This window comes from Mesorhizobium sp. M0011 (genome assembly GCF_040324155.1).
Lineage (GTDB): Bacteria > Pseudomonadota > Alphaproteobacteria > Rhizobiales > Rhizobiaceae > Mesorhizobium.
In genome coordinates this window covers 99,843-120,032 of record NZ_JAMYVQ010000007.1, presented here as the reverse complement: position 1 = coordinate 120,032, position 20,190 = coordinate 99,843, and the positions used below count along the sequence as shown (strand labels likewise).

At 60.7% G+C, this 20,190-nt stretch carries 24 protein-coding genes; 3 read left to right on the top strand and 21 right to left on the bottom strand.

Features of this window, described 5'->3' with window-relative positions; all coding sequences use genetic code 11:
- Positions 1-132 precede the first annotated feature (132 nt).
- The gene (locus NKK51_RS10540) at positions 133-1,014 is read left to right on the top strand and encodes a DUF3592 domain-containing protein (protein WP_352552682.1); all 882 of its coding nucleotides are present in this window, start codon (positions 133-135) and stop codon (positions 1,012-1,014) included.
- Between the two features lie 6 nt (positions 1,015-1,020).
- Here NKK51_RS10540 and pqqE read toward each other — a convergent pair whose 3' ends face one another.
- From pqqE to NKK51_RS10500, 9 genes are all read right to left on the bottom strand, one after another.
- Complete coding sequence (gene pqqE, locus NKK51_RS10535; RefSeq protein WP_352552680.1) at positions 1,021-2,142, bottom strand: pyrroloquinoline quinone biosynthesis protein PqqE; 1,122 nt, start codon at positions 2,140-2,142, stop codon at positions 1,021-1,023.
- Entirely contained in the window at positions 2,139-2,435 is a 297-nt protein-coding gene (pqqD, locus tag NKK51_RS10530) for a pyrroloquinoline quinone biosynthesis peptide chaperone PqqD (RefSeq protein ID WP_128303310.1), read from the bottom strand. Before pqqD ends, pqqE begins: the two co-directional genes overlap by 4 nt.
- Entirely contained in the window at positions 2,432-3,190 is a 759-nt protein-coding gene (gene pqqC / locus NKK51_RS10525) for a pyrroloquinoline-quinone synthase PqqC (protein WP_013532076.1), read from the bottom strand. Before pqqC ends, pqqD begins: the two co-directional genes overlap by 4 nt.
- Positions 3,187-4,125 carry a pyrroloquinoline quinone biosynthesis protein PqqB gene (pqqB, locus tag NKK51_RS10520; protein WP_352552852.1) on the bottom strand — a complete coding sequence of 313 codons (939 nt, stop codon included), beginning with the start codon at positions 4,123-4,125 and terminating at the stop codon, positions 3,187-3,189. Before pqqB ends, pqqC begins: the two co-directional genes overlap by 4 nt.
- 153 nt (positions 4,126-4,278) lie before the next feature.
- A complete protein-coding gene (locus NKK51_RS32410; protein WP_013532074.1) occupies positions 4,279-4,374 on the bottom strand; it encodes a coenzyme PQQ biosynthesis protein A in 96 nt (31 codons plus the stop codon).
- A gap of 166 nt (positions 4,375-4,540) precedes the next feature.
- Positions 4,541-5,101, bottom strand: a complete 561-nt coding sequence (locus tag NKK51_RS10515; protein ID WP_352552678.1) for a PQQ-dependent catabolism-associated CXXCW motif protein — start codon at positions 5,099-5,101, stop codon at positions 4,541-4,543.
- Positions 5,098-5,991 carry a quinoprotein dehydrogenase-associated putative ABC transporter substrate-binding protein gene (locus tag NKK51_RS10510; RefSeq protein WP_352552676.1) on the bottom strand — a complete coding sequence of 298 codons (894 nt, stop codon included), beginning with the start codon at positions 5,989-5,991 and terminating at the stop codon, positions 5,098-5,100. The genes NKK51_RS10515 and NKK51_RS10510 overlap by 4 nt, the downstream gene beginning before the upstream one ends.
- The gene (locus NKK51_RS10505) at positions 5,963-6,487 is read right to left on the bottom strand and encodes a c-type cytochrome, methanol metabolism-related (protein ID WP_352552674.1); all 525 of its coding nucleotides are present in this window, start codon (positions 6,485-6,487) and stop codon (positions 5,963-5,965) included. The genes NKK51_RS10510 and NKK51_RS10505 overlap by 29 nt, the downstream gene beginning before the upstream one ends.
- A 179-nt stretch (positions 6,488-6,666) precedes the next feature.
- Positions 6,667-8,568: a methanol/ethanol family PQQ-dependent dehydrogenase gene (locus NKK51_RS10500; RefSeq protein ID WP_127293373.1), complete on the bottom strand. Its 1,902-nt coding sequence runs from the start codon at positions 8,566-8,568 to the stop codon at positions 6,667-6,669.
- Between the two features lie 684 nt (positions 8,569-9,252).
- On the opposite strand from NKK51_RS10500, the gene NKK51_RS10495 reads away from it, so the two are divergent.
- Complete coding sequence (locus tag NKK51_RS10495; protein WP_023810388.1) at positions 9,253-9,606, top strand: hypothetical protein; 354 nt, start codon at positions 9,253-9,255, stop codon at positions 9,604-9,606.
- Between the two features lie 127 nt (positions 9,607-9,733).
- Here NKK51_RS10495 and NKK51_RS10490 read toward each other — a convergent pair whose 3' ends face one another.
- The 6 genes from NKK51_RS10490 to NKK51_RS10465 all read right to left on the bottom strand — a co-directional run bounded on the left by NKK51_RS10490 (position 9,734) and on the right by NKK51_RS10465 (position 14,481).
- Positions 9,734-10,597, bottom strand: a complete 864-nt coding sequence (locus NKK51_RS10490) for a quinoprotein dehydrogenase-associated SoxYZ-like carrier (RefSeq protein WP_352552672.1) — start codon at positions 10,595-10,597, stop codon at positions 9,734-9,736.
- A 118-nt stretch (positions 10,598-10,715) separates the two neighbouring features.
- A complete protein-coding gene (locus tag NKK51_RS10485; protein ID WP_352552671.1) occupies positions 10,716-11,687 on the bottom strand; it encodes a quinoprotein relay system zinc metallohydrolase 2 in 972 nt (323 codons plus the stop codon).
- A 34-nt stretch (positions 11,688-11,721) separates the two neighbouring features.
- Positions 11,722-12,462 carry an ABC transporter ATP-binding protein gene (locus NKK51_RS10480; RefSeq protein WP_023810391.1) on the bottom strand — a complete coding sequence of 247 codons (741 nt, stop codon included), beginning with the start codon at positions 12,460-12,462 and terminating at the stop codon, positions 11,722-11,724.
- Positions 12,431-13,255 carry an ABC transporter permease gene (locus tag NKK51_RS10475; RefSeq protein ID WP_031212962.1) on the bottom strand — a complete coding sequence of 275 codons (825 nt, stop codon included), beginning with the start codon at positions 13,253-13,255 and terminating at the stop codon, positions 12,431-12,433. Before NKK51_RS10475 ends, NKK51_RS10480 begins: the two co-directional genes overlap by 32 nt.
- Positions 13,252-14,238: an ABC transporter substrate-binding protein gene (locus tag NKK51_RS10470; RefSeq protein WP_352552669.1), complete on the bottom strand. Its 987-nt coding sequence runs from the start codon at positions 14,236-14,238 to the stop codon at positions 13,252-13,254. Before NKK51_RS10470 ends, NKK51_RS10475 begins: the two co-directional genes overlap by 4 nt.
- Positions 14,239-14,271: 33 nt before the next feature.
- On the bottom strand, positions 14,272-14,481 hold the full coding sequence (locus NKK51_RS10465) for a hypothetical protein (protein ID WP_352552667.1): 210 nt from the start codon (positions 14,479-14,481) through the stop codon (positions 14,272-14,274).
- A 363-nt stretch (positions 14,482-14,844) separates the two neighbouring features.
- Here NKK51_RS10465 and NKK51_RS10460 point away from each other — a divergent pair, with 363 nt between their 5' ends.
- Entirely contained in the window at positions 14,845-15,225 is a 381-nt protein-coding gene (locus NKK51_RS10460; RefSeq protein WP_024504374.1) for a c-type cytochrome, read from the top strand.
- 47 nt (positions 15,226-15,272) lie between these two features.
- Here NKK51_RS10460 and gph read toward each other — a convergent pair whose 3' ends face one another.
- From gph to NKK51_RS10430, 6 genes are read right to left on the bottom strand one after another with little or no spacing between them, the layout of a single operon-like run.
- Complete coding sequence (gph, locus tag NKK51_RS10455; RefSeq protein ID WP_352552665.1) at positions 15,273-15,974, bottom strand: phosphoglycolate phosphatase; 702 nt, start codon at positions 15,972-15,974, stop codon at positions 15,273-15,275.
- A complete protein-coding gene (locus tag NKK51_RS10450; RefSeq protein WP_023810397.1) occupies positions 15,971-16,528 on the bottom strand; it encodes a thioredoxin family protein in 558 nt (185 codons plus the stop codon). The genes gph and NKK51_RS10450 overlap by 4 nt, the downstream gene beginning before the upstream one ends.
- Positions 16,529-16,549: 21 nt before the next feature.
- Positions 16,550-17,236 (bottom strand): ribulose-phosphate 3-epimerase, encoded by a 687-nt coding sequence (rpe, locus tag NKK51_RS10445; protein WP_128303317.1) that lies wholly within the window; start codon positions 17,234-17,236, stop codon positions 16,550-16,552.
- Between the two features lie 59 nt (positions 17,237-17,295).
- The gene (cbbX, locus tag NKK51_RS10440) at positions 17,296-18,234 is read right to left on the bottom strand and encodes a CbbX protein (protein ID WP_352552663.1); all 939 of its coding nucleotides are present in this window, start codon (positions 18,232-18,234) and stop codon (positions 17,296-17,298) included.
- A 7-nt stretch (positions 18,235-18,241) separates the two neighbouring features.
- On the bottom strand, positions 18,242-18,676 hold the full coding sequence (locus NKK51_RS10435) for a ribulose bisphosphate carboxylase small subunit (protein ID WP_013532057.1): 435 nt from the start codon (positions 18,674-18,676) through the stop codon (positions 18,242-18,244).
- A gap of 18 nt (positions 18,677-18,694) precedes the next feature.
- The gene (locus NKK51_RS10430) at positions 18,695-20,188 is read right to left on the bottom strand and encodes a ribulose-bisphosphate carboxylase large subunit (RefSeq protein ID WP_352552661.1); all 1,494 of its coding nucleotides are present in this window, start codon (positions 20,186-20,188) and stop codon (positions 18,695-18,697) included.
- Positions 20,189-20,190: the final 2 nt, after the last annotated feature.

Sequence of the window (20,190 nt, the reverse complement as noted above, 5' to 3'; positions counted from 1 at the left end):
GCAGCCTTGCTGTCTATGTGAAGTTCCTGCACTCCTGGGGGAGACGAGTTGGAACTCAAGATCATGCTTGTCGGCTTTGCCTGCGTGGTCGCGGGCGCGCTGTCGTTCATCACCTTCATGAAATAGCGAGAGGTGAAAGCGCTCAGCCGCTGGCTGCCGGCGCCGGGAAAGATCATTTCCTCGCGCGTCGAGGCACGTGAAGTGAGAAACTCGGGCGTTGGCTCGGACAGCAGCGATACCACCGAAATGCGGAATTTTCCGGCGATCACCTTCGAATACAAGGTCGGCGGCAAGAAATTTCAAAGCTCGCGCCACAGCGTGAAGGAGAATTTGGGGAATTTCGAAGTCGCTGAAACCCTTGCCCAGTTTCCCCGCGGCGCGGAGGTGACTGTCTTCTACAATCCGGCCGATCCGAGCAAAGCGGTGATCGAGCGCACACTGCCGGACGGCGCCTTCAAGTTCATGGTCCAACTTTTGGCAGGATTGGTGATCGGGGCGGTTGTGCTGGTGTTTTCCGTCGGCGGTGTTCTGGAAGCGATCGGGCCGCATTTGCCCAAGCCGCAGAATCTCGGTGCCGCGGCGTTGCTGCTTTTTATGAGCTTGTTCATCCTGCGCATGGGTTTTGCCCAGAAATCGTTGGCCGAACAGGCGGCAAAATGGCCGATCGCGGCCGGCCGCATCGAAACCTCAGGCCTGCAGGCGCTCCGAAACCATTCAGGCTATGGTCGCTGGCGCACCGTCTTCAAATCCCGCATCGTCTACTCCTATGACGTAGCCGGCCAGCGCTACAGCGCCGATCGTGTGACCTTCGGCGGAACCGTAACGGCTTCGTTGCCCGGCCTCGTCGGCGGCCAGGCACGGCAGTATGTCGAAGGCAGCAAGGTCGACGTGCACCATGACCCCGCCAACCCCGGCTCGGCGGTGCTCGAATGCCGGGTACGGGGACTTTGGTTGCTATGGGTCTGCTCTTGCGCCTTTCTCGGCGGCGCTGCCTTTCTGGTCGGGCTGGTATGACACTGGTCAGGCGGATTCGGTCACGGCACCGATCCGCCGGTAGACGAATGATTCTTCTCTGGAAGGAGCTGTGGCAATGCGCTTGGCTTCGTCGATCAGCATCGCCATGCGAGCATGGATCGGTGATTTCGCGCAAGCCGGGTCCGTTGCAGCGGCATCGCCGGCGATCGCCATCGCCTGACAGCGGCAACCGCCCCAGTCGATCTCGCGCCGCTCACAGCTGCGGCACGGCTCCTGCATCCAGTCCGTGCCGCGAAAGGCATTGAACGCCGGCGAATCGGCCCAGATCGAGGACAGTCTGCGTGGTTCGAAACGCTCGAAGCTGAGCGACGGGATCGTCTGTGCGGCATGGCAGGGCAGTACGGTGCCGTCAGGCGTCACCATGAAGGCGTCACGCGCCCAGCCGCCCATGCACGGTTTGGGATAGATCGCGAAATAGTCCGGCGTCACAAAATCGATGTTGATGATGCCGGCCAACCGCTCCTGTGCCTCCGCGACGATCTCCGCCTGCCTGTCGACCGCTTCACGCTCGGGCATCAGTTGATCGCGATTGGTCAACGCCCAGCCGGCATACTGCACATTGGCGATCTCAAGCCTCTCCGCGCCCAGCGAAAGGGCGAGATCGATGAATTCCGGCACTTCCTCGATGTTATGGCGATGGATCGGTGCGTTGATGGTAAGAGGCAGACCGGCAGCGCGCGCGCGGCGTGCCGTTTCCAGCTTCTTTTCGTGAGCGCCCTTGTGGTTACCGATGCGATCGGTGGTCGCCGGCCGCGCGCCCTGAAAGCTCAGTTGCAGATGGTCGAGACCGGCTTCGGCAAATGCCTCGATACGGCCCTCGACGATGCCAACGCCCGCGGTAATCAGATTGGTGTAGACGCCGCGCCCCGCAAGCCCGGCGATCAATTGCTCGAGGTCGCGGCGCAGTGTCGGCTCGCCACCGGACAGATGCACCTGGAGCACTCCGAGATCGGCGGCCTCCGAGAACAGGGCGAGCCAGGTCTCTGTGTCGAGTTCGCGATTGGCCTTCAGCAGTTCGAGCGGATTGGAGCAATAAGGGCATTGCAGCGGGCAGCGATGCGTCAGTTCCGCCAGCATGCCGATTGGAGGGAGGAGGGGCGTGCTCATAGCCTCACCAGCAGCTTGTCCGACCATTCCTGCAGGAAGGCGATGACGTCGGTCGCCACGGCCTCCTGTTCAGCCTCGTAATCCGCGGCAAGGCCGGCAATGATGTCACCTGCCGTTGCCCGTCCATCGCAGCGGCGCAATATGTCGAGACTGACATCGTTCGGCCAGAATATCTTTTCCGGTGAAAGCACGGCGAATGCCTGCCGCACGGAGTCGTATTGTATGCGCACGTGCTTCGGCAGCGAAGGTACCGACCGCAGCGACACCACGGCTCTTTCGCGCAGCGCCATCATAGGGCTGCCTCAGGCTGGAAGGCGCCGGGCGGTATGTTTCCCTGCTCGCCATAGGCGTGTTGAAGCGCGTCAAGCATGGCCCAGAGTATATCGCATTTGAACACCAGTGCATCGATTGCCTGCTGCTGGCGCTCCGCCGTATCGGCGTGGCTGAGCACGTAGGCGAGGGCGAAGTCGGCGTCACGCGAGGCCTGTTCGGGCCGTTGCTTGAAATAGGCCAGCGTATCCTCGGTGATGTAGTCGTATTTGGCCAGCATTGCCGGCACCCGCTCGCCGATGATGAGTGGCGAGAACATCTCGGTCAGCGACGACGCGACCGCCTCGAACAGCGTCCGGTTTGTACAAAAGGAAAGGTAAGCGCCCACCGCGAAGCGCGTCGCCGGCAGCGCCAGCCTTTCGCTCTTCACGGCCTCAGCGTCCAGGCCGAGCGAAGTTGCCAGATGCAGCCAGCGCGCGATACCGCCGCTCCAGCCGTCCTCGCCGTCATGATCCTCGATCCGCTTGCGCCACGCGGCGCGAAACGCTGGATCCTCGGCATGTACGAGTATCATGGCATCCTTGCGTGGGATGACCGCCTGATAACAATAGCGGTTCAGCGCCCAGGCCTTCATCTCGGCCTTCGACAACGCGCCGCTGGTCATCCTGTGGTGAAAGGGATGGCGATTGTGATAGCGCTCGGCGCCAACCTGCCTCAATACGGCTTCGAGAGCGCTCGTGGAGAGTCCGCCTTTGGCTGCATCGCGGAAGTCGCTCAAAATTCCATCTCCATACCGTCGCTTGCGATTTCCCAGCCTGCCGCCTTGACCGCCGCGTGCTCGGCGGAATTCTCGTCAAGGATGGGATTGGTGTTGTTGATGTGGACGAACACACGGCGGCTAACCTTCACATCGGCCAAGCCGGCGATCGAACCCAATTCTCCCGAGATCGCCAGATGCCCCATGCGCGCGCCGGTTTTCTGACCGACGCCGGCGACGATCATCTCGTCGTCGGTATAGACCGTGCCGTCGAACAGAAGACAGGCGGCATCGGCGAGACGCGCGCGTAAGCGCGCATCGATGCGCGCGCAGCCCGGAATATAGAAGACGGAGCCGCGGCTGCCGATGCCGGCGATTCGGACTCCGATCGTATCACCTGCGTCGGAGCTGAAATTGGCATCCGGATGGTCTCTATCCTCCAGATAGAGTGCTATCTTCCCGGGCACCGGAAAGGGCTCGATCATCACGCCGGTCTCGCGGCTTTCTGCATCGCAGATGGCCAATTCTTTCGTCGGCGGCAGGATGCGCCGCGGCACAAGCGCTGGATCGAGAACGTTGAAAATCGAATTCGCCTCCAGCGTCGCCAGAACCTGCGCCGTTGCATAGATGGCGAAAGGCTGCCGTTCGCGCAGGCTGAGCAGTCCGGCGATATGATCGACATCGGCATTGGTCAGCACCACCGCGCGAATAGGCGTCGAGCGCAGCGGCGCATCGCCCGCAGGCTGCAGTTCAGGTGTTGCAGCGATTTGTTGGCGAATGTCGGGCGAGGCATTGAAAAGAACCCAGCCGAACCCGTCCGCAGAGGCGGCGACACTTGACTGGGTTCGTGAATGTACGCCGGCCATGCCGGTGCGAGCCGCACGACTCAGACGGTAGTTGCAGTTCCATTGCGGAAAGCCGCCGCCCGCCGCCGATCCGATGATCTTTAAATGCATGAAAATGCCCGCGCGGCGGCTTCTCTGACCTGCAGGCAATTTGCAGTCACAAAAAACGCTTCGCACGCTTTGCGTGCGTCAAAATCTTTCACGAAAATCCCATGCGGCGAGGGGATGCGCGCCCCTGTCGCCAGGGACGCGCACCTCTGCGGCCTACTTCTTGGGAGTAATTTCAGCAGGCAGATACCGTGAAATTTCGAAGCCAGCGGCAACCTGACACATGGTCGGTTTTTTCCAGTTCTTCTTCATGACATTTCTCCTCTTATACCAGCCCGAAGGGACCGATCCTGTCGTTAGCCAACCATTGCAGGGCACCGACGCAATGGCTCGTCCATCAAGTCTCAAAATGGACAAATGAAACAATAGGTTTTGAAAAATTGAAAACAAACTATCGAGAATAATTGCAGTCCTTACTTCAATTGGTCGTGGCGTAGGGTTTTTTCTCCTCCAGTGGCAGGTTTGCATCTTCCCACCCATCAGCGCCAAGCGGATACCAGATTACTGAACTGTAGCCCCACTCGACGGCGCGTTTCGCCGCATTCCACGACATCCAGCAATTCGTCATGCAGTAGAACAGAATCGCGCGCGACTTGTCCGTCCCGGCCTTGGCCGTGAGGCCTCGGCGAAAATAGCTGGCGGTCTCCTGCGAAATAGCGCCGTATCCCACATTGGCCAGCCATGTGCTGCCTGGAATGTCCTTTCTGACCTTGTCCCTCCATATGGTTCCTGCCGGCAAATTGGCCGGCTTGGGCGTGTCCGGCATCACGTCGAAGAAGATCGCCTTTTTCGCTCGCCACAGCGCTTCCGCTTCCACCGTCGTCACCACCCTCGCGCCTTGCAGCGTCCGCGGCACCGGCGCCCGATAGTCGTCCATCCGGAAACCGCTGGGTTCGACGACATCGCCAGCCCATGTCGGCTCGGTCAGACACAGAAGGCTCGCGGCGACCAGCAAGAAAATAGTCTCCCCTCCATTCATTGGGTAATCAGGTTGTCGTGTTCGTCGATCAGCGGCACGTTATAGCTCAGCAGGATCCTGGTGATCTCCGCCTGGTTTTCCCTGATCACCCGGTTGAGCGTCCGCTTCCATTCCTGGTCGGACGGACGTACGCCCATGGTGATGCGGTAAGACATGCGCGAGCCGGTTTTTTCCTTCACCAGTGGAACGATCGTCACATCAGCTCCGAGTTCCCTTGCATAGTAACCTGCCATCGGTCCCCACAGCACCGCCGCATCGATCTTGTGTGCCAGCATGTCCTTGATCATGACCTCTCCCATGGATGGGGTGACGCGCGTATCCACCGCAAGCGGATAGATCTTGGCGGTCCGCAGAAGCTTGTTGGCGGCCATGTTGGCGGTTGGCGGCGTGCTTTCAACCACGCCGATCGTCTTGCCCATGAGTCTGGGATCCTCGATCGTTTCCACACCTTCCATATCGTGGCTTTTTGGATGCACCAGCACATAGGCGGAGCGATAGTAGGCGTTGGTGTTCTGCACCAGCTCATCGCCTTGGGCATAGCCCATGATGATGTCGCATCGGTTGGCCCCCAACGTATTGCGCACGAAGCCGGTGATCGTGGGAAACCAGGTGTAGGAGACGGACTTGCGCCCGGTTTTCGCGGCAACCAGCTCGGCCAGCTTGTTTTCGAAGCCTTCGCCGCTCTTGTCGGTGAAGGGCATATTCGAGGGATCGGCGCAGACGCGCAGAATGTCGGGATCGACCAGTTCTCCCGCCGCGCCAAGGCCGGCGCTTTGCGCATGCGCGTTCGACGGCAGCAAGGCGAGTGTGCCGAGGATCGGCAGAACGACGCGCAGCTTCAATGCATCGCGGCCAATCATGTCATCCACCCATGCAGGATGCTTCGGCATCCTTCGCCGCCTGGGCCTTGTCTTCGTGCTTGGGCGGCCGTCCGCGGGGCGCCGCGCCATCCGCGCGCGCGCGCAGGTAGATGTAGAGGTCGTCCATGTAGCAATAGACATTCTTGTTGTCGCCAAAGGCAGGCATGACGTTTTCCTTGCCGCCGCCGACATTCTTGCGGCCTTCGGCGACGATCGAGAGGAATGTGGGGTAATCCATGGTTTTCAGGCTGTTGACCAAAGCCGGCGCATAGCTCGAACCTGTCGCGTCCTGTCCGTGGCAGACATGGCAATCGGAGTGATACCGGCGGTAGCCGCTGAACGTGTACCAATCGACGGTTCCGTTTTCGATCTTGTAGGTCGGATTTCCATCCGCATCCAAATACTTGCCGCCTTCTTCCTTTACCGCCTTGGCTTTTTCCATGCTGTCGTCGGCCTGGGCGACGCCTGAGCTTGCCAGAGGCAGCAGAGCCAGGACCAAAGCCGAAATTACAATGCGAACGGACATTCAAACGCTTCCTTCATTTGCCAATGGACACGGTTTTGCTGTCGCGACCGGCCTTGATCGGTGTTTTTGGGTGCGTAACCGAATCGAGAGCCCGGACATGGCTTCCGGATGATCCGGGCTCTCGTTCTTCAAGCCTTTGGTCTCACAAGACCCGAGGCGTGCTCAAGGTTCCCGGCGCATCAATCCGGGAGACCGAAGACGGTGAGCTGACCGCCCAGCGTCGTGTAGTCGGCAAGTGCCGCGTAGCCGCCGACGGCACCAAGACCAGCGGTGCCAACGACCGCGGCCTCGTCGCCTTGGGCACGGCCCTGATCGACGGCGCCATGCCAGGCAGCGGCGTTATCAGGCGAAAGCAGGCCGCCTGCCAGGCCGATACCTGCCCAGCCACCGACGCCGGACAGAACGGCGATGTACTGCTTGCCGCCCTGCTCGTAGGTCGTGATGTTGCCGATGATGCCGGACGGGGTCTTGAACTTGTAGAGTTCCTTGCCGTCCTTATCGACCGCCTTGATGTAGCCTTCGAGTGTACCGTAGAAGACGACGTCGCCATCTGTCGCCAACGCACCCGACCACACCGAGAACTGCTCGGGCTTCGACCAGACGATCTCACCCTTGGCCGCATCCCAGGCAATGAAGTTGCCCATGTTGCCGTCGCCGCCAGGTGCGGGATACATCGACACGGTGGCGCCAACATAAGGCTGACCGGCGGTGTAGCTCACCTTGTAAGGCTCATAGTCCATGCAGACATGGTTGGTCGGGACATAGAACAGCCCGGTCTTCGGCGAATAGGCCGCCGGCTGCTGGTCCTTCGTTCCAAGCGCCGCCGGGCAGATGCCCGTCGAGTTGGTGTCTTCGCCGTTCTGCTGGGTCGAATATTTCGCCACGACCTGCGGGCGACCATATTGTTCGCTCTTGGGGTCCATGACGACTTCCGTCGCCCAGTTCACGGCCGGATCGTATTTCTTGGCGACGAGAAGGTCGCCGGTGGCGCGATCCATGGTGTAGGCAAAACCATTGCGATCGAAATGGACCAGCACGTCGTGCTTGGCGCCGTTGACCTCCATGCCATCGACGAGGATCATCTCGTTGATGCCGTCATAGTCCCATTCGTCATGCGGGGTCATCTGGTAGAGCCATTTGGCAACACCCGTATCCGCATCGCGGGCCATGATCGTCATCGACCAGCGATTGTCGCCGGGGCGTTGTACCGGGTTCCACGTCGAGGGATTGCCGGTGCCATAGTAGACCAGGTTCAGCTTGGGATCATAGGAATACCATCCCCATGTCGTGCCGCCGCCTGTCTTCCACTGCTCGCCTTCCCAGGTGTTCGTGCCGGAATCCTTGCCCACCGGCTTGCCGAGATGCGTGGTCTTCTCGGGATCGAGCAGGGTGTCCGCGTCCGGACCTTCCGAATAGGCTTTCCAGGCGAGTTTGCCATCTTTCAGATTGTAGGCGGCCAGCCAGCCGCGAACGCCGAATTCGGCGCCGGATACGCCGATGAGCACCTTGTCCTTGACGACGACGGGGGCAGCCGTACCGGATTCGCCTTTGCCGCCATCGGTCTGGTCGCCGTTCTTGACCGACCAGACGACCTTGCCGGTCTTCGCGTCGAGGGCGACGACCGTGGTGTCGGCCTGATTGAGAATGATCTTGCCGTCACCATAGGCAACGCCGCGATTGACCGTATCGCAACACATGATCGGAATGACGTTGGGATCCTGCTTGGGTTCGTATTTCCAGAGGATCTTTCCGTCATTCTTGAGATCGAGCGCAAAGACATTGTTCGGGAAAGGCGTGTGAACATACATCACATCGCCGATGATAAGCGGTCCACCCTCGTGGCCTCGTAGCACGCCGGTGGAAAAGGTCCACTTGACCTGCAGGTTCTTCACATTGTCCGCAGTAATCTGGTTGAGTTTGGAATAGCGGGTGTTGGCGTAGTCACCCGTCTGCATTGCCCAGTTCTTCGAATCCGAAGCCAGCTTTGCAAGGTCCTCGTTAGCCGACGCCGTAAAGGCCGCGCCGAGCGACAGAAACGCCGCAGTGGTTAGAATATAGGTAGCTTTCGTAAGTACACGCATCCGAATTCCTCCCGAGGTTCATAGTGATGAATCATTTGCTGAGCCCACAAGGGCTTGCCCAAGCGATTCACGGGGGGGAAATATTTCCGGCAGCGTGTCACGACCTAAGCCAGATGTGCAGAGGGCACCGTTACTGCCCACCTCACCTTGGCCTACGAAAGACTGTCGCCGCTCCCTAATGACGGTGACGCCCTTGAAGCCGGAAACAGGGTGAGGCTATGTCATCGCAAAACGCTAGGCAAGCAAAAAAGCCTGGGTGTTTTTTGCACCGCAATATCGTAAATGCTGCGGCGCAATATAAGGAAATAAGTGGGGTAGTATTTGTTAGATGAAGTATTCCTGATTGAGAAATAACGGTGGGCCGGATAAAATTTGATTATTTTCTGAGTTTTACATTTCACCTAAGCGTGGATTTTATTTGGAGGTATTCACTTCGATGTCTCGGCATGGCCATGTACGTGCCCGTTGGGAAACGATAGTGAGCCAAGCATGAGATGATCGTTGGAGTTGGAGCGTGGAGCGGGCCATGGGGGCCCCATGCGGAACCACCGTCGACCAGCACCGCATTCCTCCTTTGGTCGTATACGGAAGCCATGGGCGCTTGACTGACTCTGCGGCACGTTGCCAACTGCCACGGTGATCCCGACTGGGCGCATCACGCCCAGGCCAACCGGAGGTTTTCCCGTGATCAGATATGTTGGATTTTCGACTTTGCCGCTGCTCCTTGCCGCGCCGCTGGCCTTCGCAAACCCGGCGGGCGCCGCGGGAGATTACCCGACAGCAACGATTGCCGATTACGTGCTCGGCTGCATGCAGACGAACGGCCAGACACGTCAGGCGCTGGAAAGCTGTTCCTGCTCGATCGACGTCATCGCCTCGATCCTTCCCTACGACCACTATGAGAGAGCCGAGACTTTCAAGAGCATGTCTTTGACCACAGGGGAAAACGCGGGGCTGTTTCGCGAGAGCGCACCGGCGAAGGCAGCCCGTACCGAATTGAAGCGCGCGCAGTCGGAAGCCGACGTGCGCTGCTTTTAGAACCTGCTCAAATCCGCAAGCCGGATGGAGTTCCATCCTTTGTCTGGACAGTACCTTCCCGAAACAAGCTCCACTTTCGGGGTCAAGCTGGCAAGCACCCGGCAGTCCGGCACAGGATATCGAGACTTCAGAGTCCCGCTGTCTCCAGCGGCCACTGATTGCGAAATGTCTTGCCATCCGTATCGATCGCTTCAACCTGGATTTCGCCGTTGCCGTGCACGGTGAAATCAAATCGGAAATTGGGGTCTTCCGAAATCGATATTCCACCTTCCATGGAGAGGATCGGCTGGCCGGCTTGGGAGATCGACAGTTTCTGGACAAAATGCGCCGGTATGAAATACTGGGTCAGCGGATCCCGCTGCAGCCCCGAATTGTTAGGGTGCCGGATCATCAACTGCAGTTCCTCGGTCTTGGTCATCGTCTCTTTGGGCGGGAACTGGCGCAGCTTCATCTGACCCATCGTCGCGTTGGCCTCGTCCTGGTTCTTGACCGCAGGGGCGGAGCATCCGCCTGACGCCTTGACGAAGGTCTGCGCCATATGGAGTTGGCCGCCCTGCGTCTCAGCGATGGCCCGCAGATAGGAATAGTCGTTGACGCGCACGCGCGTCGACAGATGCGTCACGCCGGCATCCTTGCCGAGCTGGAACGTTGCCGCCACCGGTGCAGGGTTGGCATCGATGATCAAGGTAACGGATTTGATGCCGTCCGGCGCCTTGGCTGGATCGAGATAGATGTCGACGGGCACGATGGCGGCATCCTGCGCCCGCTTCGGCGCTTCGATCCTGACGACGCCGGTATCGACCAGAATTGCCCGATAGCCGAACACGTCGCCCTTCAAATCCTGCCAGATCCTATCCGAGGACGCGGTTGTTTGCTGTGCGCTGGCGGTTCCCGAGGAGCCGAGCAGCGTGCCGATGGCCAAGATGATCGCGAAGAAAACGAATGCGAGCGGCAAAGCGAGCTGCCGGCTCGAGTAAGCGTGATTTTGCATTTCGATGCCTCCACCAATGCAAGAGAGGTGGTGCCCAGGCTGGCGTTGAGGATAAGCCTTTGGCGACGCCTTGGCAAATCGCCGTGCCTTACAGCTGCCTGGCGCATGTCGGTGTCGTCTATTCCCATTCGAGTTCGGCAAATGCGGCCGTTGCGTTGCGCTCGTTGTAGTCGTCGAACAGGTGCCAATTATCCCGTTCGCTTTCGCCAGCGGTTTTGACTGCTTCGCGCAGCGGCGTTCCGTCGGCGATCGCCTTGCGGATATCGCGCGCCAGAACCTCGAAATAGCGTCGCTCCCCCGCCAGCGCCTGTGGCCAGTCGGCCGTTAAAGGACCATGACCTGGAACGACGCGCGCGGCGTCGATCGCGGTGAGCGCATCCATCTGGCGGAGCCATCCAAGCAGGGATCCGTCGAGCGTCGGCAAGGAGCCCATAAACACGAGATCGCCGGCAAAGAGCGTTCTGGTCGCGGGATCGAACACGGTCAGGTCGTTGTCGGTGTGCGCCGCCTTCCATGCCCGCAGTTCGATCATGCGCCCGCCGAGGTCGAGTTGCAGGCGATCGTCGACCAGCATGGTCGGCGACACGATCTCGATCCCCTCCATCAGCGCCTCGCCAAGCTGTTCGCGATAGTTGTGCAGATAGAACGCGCCACGCGCCTCAAGGGCACGCGGCAGATTGCGGTGACCGACGATGGTCGCGCCGATCTTCCGGAATGCCGCATTGCCGAAGATATGGTCGGGATGCATGTGCGTGTTGACCAGGAAGCGAACCGGCTTTGCTGTCAGCTTTCCGATCGCGGCGAGAAAGGCGTGCGCCTCGATCAGGCTGCCACCGCTGTCGATGACGGCAACCGCATCGGTGCCGATGACGGCGCCCAGATTGCAGATCGCACCGTCGTTGGGGGCGGTCATCAACTCATCCGCGCCCTGGAAGGCGAAGACGCCGTCGGCGATTTGTCTGACCGAGAACCGAGAACTGCCACCTGCGGCCAGAACGGCTCGTCCGAGGCAGCATGGCAGCAAGGCGGCGCTGGCGGCGGTGCAGGCGAAGCCACTCACAAGCCTGCGTCTTAGCCGATCAACCGACATGAAGGCCTCCGATATGCATTTCGCCTGCTGGCAATCAGGTGACGTCCGGAAATCTATGATGGAACGACCGCAGAAGGTCGCTCATCACCTGCGAATTGCGATGTTGCCGTGGCAGCCGTACGTCGAACACGCCGAGCACATGGGTTGGCCGCGGCGCGAGCACGATGATGCGGTCCGACAGCATCAGTGCCTCGCGTAGATTGTGCGTCACCATCAAGGCGGTCGTTGGCCGTGCCGACCACACGGTCAAAAGCAGATGCCGAAGCCGCTCGGCGGTCTGTTCGTCGAGCGAGACAAAGGGTTCGTCCAGGAAAAGCACCGCCGGCTCGGTGGCGAAAGCCCTGGCAAGTGCTGCCCTGCGCGCAAGGCCGAGCGACAGTTCGGCAGGATAGAGCGAGCGCATGCCGGCGAGGCCGAGCGTGTCGAACAGCCTGTCGAGATTTTTCGCTCTCAAGCTTTTCGGCAACGCCAGCCTGACATTCTGCTCCACCGTTCGCCACGGCAGCAGGGTCGGTTCCTGGAATACGGCGGCGATGCGGTTCGAACCTCCTTGCGGCAACTGGAAGGAGCCGGAAAAGTCTTTGTCCAAGCCAAGCAGGATACGCAGCGTCGTGGTTTTGCCGCAGCCCGACGGTCCCAGCAAGCAGGCGAATTCGCCTTGCCGGACCTCGAAGGAAAGGTCCTGAAGCGCCGTGATCGAGACGCCTCGCGCGGACCTGAAGGTCTTTTCGGCGATGTCGACCTTAAGCGGGACGACGGCGCCAACGGGTTGCATGTCGTTCAACGGGCTGCACCAGGAGAAGTTCAATGACAAGCATCACCGCCACGAAAGCCAGCGTGTAGGCAAGAATGGCGGCGACATCGAAGAGCTGGAAATAGAGATGGATCTGGAAGCCGACACCGTTCGAGCGGCCGAGCAACTCGACGACCAGGACGATCTTCCAGATGAGGGCGATGCCGGATCGCGATGCGGCGGCAAGATAGGGCTGCAATTGCGGCAGCAGGATATGGCGGATGCGTTCAAGGCGGCCGAAGCGATAGACGGTGGCCATTTCGGCGTAACTTGGATCAAGCGCCCTGGCGCCTTCGCGCATCGTCACCACGACATTCGGGATCTTGTTCACCGCCACCGCGCCGATCGCCGCCACCTCGTTGAGGCCGAACCAGATATAGCCGAGGACGATGACCACCAGCGCCGGGATGTTGAGGAACAGGATCACCCACGGGTTGAAAAAACGGTCGACGCGACGATGGCTGCCGAGCAAAACGCCGATGACGGATCCGATGATCATTGCGACGATATATGCCGCGGCGACCCGGCCGAGGGTCACGCCGAGATGGTAAAAAAGGTCGCCGCTCGCAGCCTCCCTGAGAAGCACCTGCCAGACCTGCCCAGGTCCTGGAAAGGCACGGCTTGGCCAGACACTTGCCGCAAGGTTCCATAGCAGGCAAAGCCCGAGCAGGGAGACCGCTACGGTCAGCGCGGGCATGAGTGCCGTCGCCAGATTGCGTCGGCCGGACATGGTCGGCGGGGCATCACGCGCGCCGTCGGTTCCCAATGCGGTCATTTCTCGGGGTCCTGCCAGAACGTGCCGGGCGCCATTTCCGGCGCGCTGCCGACAAGCTTCGCGCCGCCGATCGCCGCAAGCACATGGTATAGCCTCCCGGCGTCGGCCGCTTCGTCGGCGATCGACCGGCTGGGAATGCCCTGGCGGTAGCGATCGCGCAGCTTTTCCAGTTCCTTGCCTTCCGCGCGAATGATCGGCGCCAGGCGCAGCCATTCGTCATCGGATCTGGCCAGCAAGTCCTTGGCTTGCGCGGACGCCCTCACGAAACCCCTGACGGCATCGGGGTTCTCGTTGGCCCATTGGTCATGGAAGACGTAACCGAGCGCCGAAACGGGTCCCAGAGCCCCGAGCGTCTTTGCCGCGTCATTCACGCCGATCAATCGACGGAAGCCATTGGCCTCGAGACGCGCGCAAAAATGCCAGAAATTCAGCACTGCATCGAGTTCGCCCTGTATCGCCTTTTCCGAAATCAGTGGCGGCGCGCCAAAGACGATGTCGCTGGTTGCCGACAGGTCGACGCCGAGATCGCGTCTGGTCAGCGCTTGTATCAGCAGCCAACTCTTGTCGAGCGGGCCGCCGGCGACGCCGATCTTCTTGTCCTTGAGATCGGCGACCGTCCGGATCGGCGAATCCTCCTTCACCATGATCGCACCCACCGCGGTCGAATAGGGGGTCAATGTGAGGTCGCCGCCTTCGGAGCGCTGGCGCGAGACCCACAGCCAGTCGGAGACGATCATATCGATCGCGCCAGCCAGCATCGCGACGTTGGTTGCATCCTCGCCGGCGAAGTCGATGATCTCCAGACCGATCCCGTTCGCGGCATCGAATTTGTGCTGCCTTAGCGTATCGAGTTCCCAACTCACGGTTCCAAACTTCAGCACACCGAGGCGAATCCTGGCTGCCGCAACGCCCGGCCTGGTAGCAAGAACAGCGGCTGTCCCGAGAACCGCCAGACGCAACGTCATGCGCCGTGAAACCATCATGACACCTCCTCCCCAGGGTTCCGCGCTGCCAAATCAAATGGCTCGTTCCTTGTTTGGAAATGCGCATTTCCAGCGCATGACCTTGAGGGTCGGGTGTTCTTGGGACCATTTCGCGATTTCGCTGGGGGCAAGGATCATGCATTGGAACAGAGTGCCGCGGCTCTCGAAATAGAGATGTTCGTCTCGGCAATTGTTCGGATTGGCGCTGAGGCAAACCGTCAATATGAGATCGACCATGTCCATTCAGCACCTCTTGCGCGTTCCCAAACGCTCATCCCGGCGAGCTCAGCCCAACCAGAAGCGAGGGCAAAATCACCGTTTGCCGGATTTCCCGAGGTGCCAATGGAGAAACCGGAGTGAGGTCAAGCTACGCGCTCGCCGGATCACCGTCAACAAAGACGAATGGACGGGTCTGTTGAGCACCCAGGCCTCTAAACCTTTGTACGATTGACTTTCACAACATGCCAATTAGCTTCTGAATCACGCGGCGCGGCTCCACGGGAGAAGCGGATATTCCACACCACCGCGTAAGGCGCATGCCGACGGATCAAAGGATCGGCATGCGCAAATCGTCCAGGGCACCCAGACGATCAATGAGGAAATGCCATGCGCGCAATCGCATTTTTCGCAGTCATGTCCGTTGTGCCCTTCATCGCGAGCCAATCCCAGGCACAGGATGCGGCGGCGGGTGAGAAGGTCTTCGCCAAATGCAAGGTCTGCCATGTCGCCGACCAGGACAAGAACAAGGTCGGCCCGTCGTTGAACGGCGTCATCGGCCGAACGGCCGGCACGCACCCGGGGTTCAGCTATTCTCAGGCGATGGTCGCGGCAGGCAAGTCCGGCGTCAAATGGGATGAACCCACGCTGAAGACTTACCTTCACGATCCCAAGGCCATGGTCAAAGGAACAAAGATGGCGTTTGTCGGCCTCAAGCAGGACGAAGACATCGCCAATGTCATTGCCTATCTGAAGCAATTCTCGAAATAGAGCGCAGCCGGCCGTTCGAATTTGCGTTCGGCCGGCGGACGCCTCGATCACGCATCGGCTTGCAGCCTCTGCATTGCCGAAGGCAGATCGAAAAGGCTGTCGCAAACAAGGTCGGCGCCAAGCTCTTCCACCGGAATGTGGCTGTAGCCGCCGCGCAACAGAATGACGGGCATGCCGGCGGCGCGTGCGGCGCCCAGGTCAGCGCCACTGTCTCCGACCAGCAGCGCGTCACCGTCGTCGACCCCAAGCTGTGCCAACGCCAGCAGCAGGGCATCGGGCGCCGGTTTCAGGAATGTCACCGCGTCTCCGCCAACGATTGCGCCGAAATATTCCGTCAATCCGAAATGAAGCAGGATTTCGCGGGTCGCCAACTGCGGTTTGTTGGTTACCACCCCCATGCTTACTCCGCCCAAATGAAAGTGGGTGAGAGCCTCCCTGACGCCAGGCATCAGCCTTGTCAGGCCGGTCAGATGCCGGCGGTAGATAGGCGCCATGACGCGGTTGGCCTCATCGAGAGCGTTACCGAGCAGTGGCGCTCCCGACGCCGCGAAGGCTCGCTCGATCAATTTCCTGACGCCGCCGCCGATCATGGCCGTGACCTGATCCAGGCGCAGCGGCGGCAGATCGCGGCTGGCCAGCAATTCGTTGACTGCGGCCGCTATGTCCGGCGCCGAGTCGACCAGCGTGCCGTCGAGGTCGAACAGGATCGCCTTCGGCGATCGAAGCGGCCTACCTGCGCCGACGTTCATGCGGCATCCTTCCACTTGATCGAGCAGCCGATCGAGGCGATCTGGTCCAGCGGCCCGTCGCCGGTTCGGGCAACCTGCTTCATCGCCTCGAACAGATCGCGTCTCAGCCCGGGCGCTCCGGCTTCTCGTCGCGAGGCGTCCAGCCGACCGCGATATTGCAGTCCCAACTCGCTGTTGAACCCGAAGAAATCGGGAGTGCACACGGCTGCGTAATCGCGCGCCACAGTTTGGTGCTGGTCGTGCAGGTAAGGGAAGCTGAAGCCGCTCGTCGTGGCGAATAGCTTCATTTGGTCGAAGGAATCCTCCGGGTAGGCATCGGCATCGTTTGAGTTGATCGCGACAAAGCCGATACCTTCGGCCTTGAGGTCGTTGGCATCGCGCACGATACGTGAAATCACCGCCTTCACATAAGGGCAGTGATTGCAGATGAAGGCCACGACCAGGCCGTTCGGGCCGGCCTGGCTGAAGATCGAATGCGACCTGCCGTCGACGTCAGGCAAAACGGCATCGATGGCGCGCCAGCCGAAATCGCAGACAGGGGGGACGGCCGCCATGCTTGCCTCCGATGGAATGGTTTACGCGGCTTTCCGGATCGCACCGTCGGCCGCCTGTCGGATGGTTCCAATGTTGGCGCGATAGGCCGCCTCGGTGCCCCCCTTGAACACGGCCGACCCGGCGACCAGCACATTGGCGCCGGCCGCGGCGACCAGCGGGGCGGTTTCGGCCGTGACGCCGCCATCGATTTCGATGTCAATCGGGCGATGGCCAACCAGTGCCTTGATTCGCCTGATCTTCTCGATGACCGCGGAAATGAAGGCCTGGCCGCCAAAGCCTGGATTGACCGTCATCAGAAGCACCAGGTCGAGCCTGTCGAGCACATATTCGATGGCGCTCTCCGGCGTCGAAGGATTCAGCGATACGCCGGCCTTCTTGCCGAGATTTTTGATCGCCTGCAGGGAACGATCGAGATGCGGCCCGGCCTCGGCGTGCACCGTGATGATGTCGCAGCCGGCGTCGGCGAAGGCGGCCAGATAGGGGTCGGCCGGCGCGATCATCAGATGGCAGTCGAAGACTTTGTCCGTTCGGTCGCGGATCGCCTTGATCACCGGCGGACCGAAGGTGATGTTGGGTACGAAATGCCCGTCCATCACGTCGAGATGGATCCAGTCGGCACCCGCCCGCACGACAGCTTCGACCTCGTCGCCGAGCCGCGAGAAATCCGCGGAAAGCACGGAGGGTGCGATGATTGTCCTGGTGACCATGGTCGTCGTCTCCAATCCTGTCTGCGCTGTTGGTCTCTGCGCCAGCCGGCTTCATCCCGTCAGCGCATCTTCGTCTCCGGTTCGCCTTCGAGTTTCCCTTCCGCGAACACGCGGCTGCCGCGGATGTCGGATTCCTCGATGGTGACAAGATCGGCCTTGGTCAACACCCTGCTGCGCGATGCGAAAAGCCGGTTGGCCTGCCGCAGCCGTGCCCGATCGAGCCCATTGCGGACCGAACGCGCGTTGGAGAAATGCGGCAGCCTCATGCGGATCGGAAGATACTCTTCGAGCGCACGGGATGCCGCCTCGCTGAGGCGATAATTCTGCTCCGCGAGCATAATCTCGGCGATTGATTTCAGTTCGCTGACACCATAGTCGGGGAAATCGAGATGGTGGGCGATGCGCGAACGCATACCGGGATTGCTGTCGAAGAAGCGGTCCATCTTGTTCTTGTAGCCGGCAAGGATCACAACCAGATCGTCACGGTTGTTCTCCATGCACTGCAGCAGGATTTCGATCGATTCATGGCCGTAGTCGCGTTCGTTCTCGGGCTTGTAGAGATAGTAGGCCTCGTCGATGAAAAGCACGCCGCCCATGGCACGCTTGATCACCTCGCGGGTCTTGGGCGCGGTGTGGCCCACATACTGGCCAACGAGATCGTCGCGCGTCACGGCGACCATGTGGCCTTCGCGGACATAGCCCAGACGATGCAGGATTTCGGCCATCCTCAGCGCCACGGTGGTCTTTCCGGTGCCGGGATTTCCCGTAAAGTTCATGTGCAGCGTCGGGGCGCCCGAGGTCAGCCCGAACTTGCGGCGAAGCCGGTCGACCAGGAGGAGAGCGGCGATCTCGCGGATGCGGGTCTTGACCGGCTTCAGGCCAACGAGTTCACGGTCGAGCTTGTCCATCACCTCGTCGATGTTGGAGGCCTCGAACTCGGCCTGCAGATCAACCGTCGCGTCCTGTGCGGCAGCGTCCTTGGTCATCGCGTTCAGCATGGTTCAGCTAGCTCCGCTCGCCCTCGGGCCTGTCGGTCGCATAAGGCACGATCGAATAACCCTGGCTGCGGCCGTCGCGCTCCTGGCGCAGCAGCCGGAATCCGGGTTCGCTGGGAGGCCGGTTGACAATGAACGACATGCGCGGCGCTTCCCAGCCCTTGGTCGAATCGAAGGCGGTCACCCGCACATACATGTTCGGACAGGCTTTCCGGCAAGCATTGACCTCGAGCAGTATGCCCGCCGGATCTTTCAAATCGAACATCGGGTTGCCGTACATTTCCCAGTAGGTGTTTCGCGGATGCGGATCGTCCGTGTACTCGACGCTGACCGCCCAATGGTTCTTCAGCGCGTATTTGATCTGCGCCGAAATCTGCTCGTCGGTCAGGTCGGGCAGGAACGAGAACTGTCCCTGCGTGACCTTGTTTCCCGGATTGGTCATCATGACGATGGTTCCTTTCGTCTAGAAGCTGGGCGTTGCGGTTGGCACGAAGTCGGCCGTGTCGGTCGATTCGTAGTTGAAGGTGACGTCCTTCCAGGTCTCCAGGGCAGCCTTCAGCGGCGTGCACCATCTGGCCGCCTGTTCGAGGATCTTGGTCCCTTCGCGCAAGTAATCGCGCCCCTCGTTGCGGGCCAGGATCATCGCTTCCAGGGCGACGCGATTGGCCGTCGCGCCTGCCTGGATGCCGTCCGGATGGCCGATTGTGCCGCCGCCGAACTGCAGGATGACGTCCTCGCCGAGATAGTGGATCAACTGATGCATCTGGCCGGCATGGATGCCGCCCGAGGCGACGGGCATCACCTTGTTGAGCGAGGCCCATTCCTGATCGAAGAACAGCCCGGTTTCGAGGTTCTGCGGCGTGCGCTCCTCACGCAGCGTGTCATAAAATCCCTTGATCATGAGCGGGTCGCCTTCCAGCTTGCCGACCACCGTGCCGGCATGGATGTGGTCGACGCCGGCCATGCGCATCCATTTGCAGACGACGCGGAAATTCATGCCGTGGTTCTTCTGGCGCGAATAGGTCGAGTTGCCGGCACGGTGCAGGTGCAGGATCATGTCGTTGCGGCGTGCCCACTTGGCCATAGATTGGATCGCCGTGTAGCCGATGACGAGGTCGATCATGACGATGCAGGAGCCAAGCTGCTTGGCGAATTCGGCGCGCTCGTACATCTCCTCCATCGTGCCGGCGGTGACGTTGAGATAATGGCCTTTGACCTCGCCGGTCGCAGCCGACGCCTTGTTCACGGCCTCCATGCAGTAGAGGAAGCGGTCGCGCCAGTGCATGAAGGGCTGCGAGTTGATGTTCTCGTCGTCCTTGACGAAATCGAGGCCGCCCTTCAGCGCTTCGTAAACGACGCGCCCGTAATTGCGGCCCGACAGGCCGAGCTTCGGCTTCGTCGTAGCGCCGAGCAGCGGCCGGCCGAACTTGTCGAGCCGCTCACGCTCCACCACGATGCCTGTCGCCGGCCCCTGGAATGTTTTGAGGTACGCGACCGGGATACGCATGTCTTCCAGCCGCAGCGCCTTGACTGCCTTGAAGCCGAACACATTGCCGATGATCGATGCGGTCAAATTGGCGATCGAGCCCGGCTCGAACAGGTCGAGGTCGTAGGCGATGTAGGCGAAGTACTGTTGTTCGGTCTTGGTTCCGGGACCGGTGTTCGGCACCGGCTCGGATCTGAACGCCTTGGCGCGGTAGAGCTCGCAGGCGGTCAGCCGGTCGGTCCACACCACGGTCCACGTCGCGGTGGAGGATTCGCCGGCGATGGCGGCCGCCGCCTCCTCGTGGTCGACACCGGGTTGCGGCGTGATCCGGAACATCGCGATCAGATCGGTTTCCTTGGGCCTGTAGTCAGGCTCCCAATAGCCCATCTTCTTGTAGGGGATGACCCCTGACTTGTAGCGTTCCTTGCCTTCCTTGAGCGTCCCCACTGGCAGTATGTCGATCTTGTTCATGA

Bases quoted from the DNA above. Each gene is read 5' to 3' on its own strand.
- pqqE (WP_352552680.1), bottom strand. From the start codon at position 2,142: ATGAGCACGCCCCTCCTCCCTCCAATCGGCATGCTGGCGGAACTGACG.
- pqqD (WP_128303310.1), bottom strand. From the start codon at position 2,435: ATGATGGCGCTGCGCGAAAGAGCCGTGGTGTCGCTGCGGTCGGTACCT.
- pqqB (WP_352552852.1), bottom strand. From the start codon at position 4,125: ATGCATTTAAAGATCATCGGATCGGCGGCGGGCGGCGGCTTTCCGCAA.
- NKK51_RS32410 (WP_013532074.1), bottom strand. From the start codon at position 4,374: ATGAAGAAGAACTGGAAAAAACCGACCATGTGTCAGGTTGCCGCTGGC.
- NKK51_RS10515 (WP_352552678.1), bottom strand. From the start codon at position 5,101: ATGAATGGAGGGGAGACTATTTTCTTGCTGGTCGCCGCGAGCCTTCTG.
- NKK51_RS10510 (WP_352552676.1), bottom strand. From the start codon at position 5,991: ATGCCGAAGCATCCTGCATGGGTGGATGACATGATTGGCCGCGATGCA.
- NKK51_RS10505 (WP_352552674.1), bottom strand. From the start codon at position 6,487: ATGTCCGTTCGCATTGTAATTTCGGCTTTGGTCCTGGCTCTGCTGCCT.
- NKK51_RS10500 (WP_127293373.1), bottom strand. From the start codon at position 8,568: ATGCGTGTACTTACGAAAGCTACCTATATTCTAACCACTGCGGCGTTT.
- NKK51_RS10490 (WP_352552672.1), bottom strand. From the start codon at position 10,597: ATGCAAAATCACGCTTACTCGAGCCGGCAGCTCGCTTTGCCGCTCGCA.
- NKK51_RS10485 (WP_352552671.1), bottom strand. From the start codon at position 11,687: ATGTCGGTTGATCGGCTAAGACGCAGGCTTGTGAGTGGCTTCGCCTGC.
- NKK51_RS10480 (WP_023810391.1), bottom strand. From the start codon at position 12,462: ATGCAACCCGTTGGCGCCGTCGTCCCGCTTAAGGTCGACATCGCCGAA.
- NKK51_RS10475 (WP_031212962.1), bottom strand. From the start codon at position 13,255: ATGACCGCATTGGGAACCGACGGCGCGCGTGATGCCCCGCCGACCATG.
- NKK51_RS10470 (WP_352552669.1), bottom strand. From the start codon at position 14,238: ATGATGGTTTCACGGCGCATGACGTTGCGTCTGGCGGTTCTCGGGACA.
- NKK51_RS10465 (WP_352552667.1), bottom strand. From the start codon at position 14,481: ATGGACATGGTCGATCTCATATTGACGGTTTGCCTCAGCGCCAATCCG.
- NKK51_RS10460 (WP_024504374.1), top strand. From the start codon at position 14,845: ATGCGCGCAATCGCATTTTTCGCAGTCATGTCCGTTGTGCCCTTCATC.
- gph (WP_352552665.1), bottom strand. From the start codon at position 15,974: ATGAACGTCGGCGCAGGTAGGCCGCTTCGATCGCCGAAGGCGATCCTG.
- NKK51_RS10450 (WP_023810397.1), bottom strand. From the start codon at position 16,528: ATGGCGGCCGTCCCCCCTGTCTGCGATTTCGGCTGGCGCGCCATCGAT.
- rpe (WP_128303317.1), bottom strand. From the start codon at position 17,236: ATGGTCACCAGGACAATCATCGCACCCTCCGTGCTTTCCGCGGATTTC.
- cbbX (WP_352552663.1), bottom strand. From the start codon at position 18,234: ATGCTGAACGCGATGACCAAGGACGCTGCCGCACAGGACGCGACGGTT.
- NKK51_RS10435 (WP_013532057.1), bottom strand. From the start codon at position 18,676: ATGATGACCAATCCGGGAAACAAGGTCACGCAGGGACAGTTCTCGTTC.
- NKK51_RS10430 (WP_352552661.1), bottom strand. From the start codon at position 20,188: ATGAACAAGATCGACATACTGCCAGTGGGGACGCTCAAGGAAGGCAAG.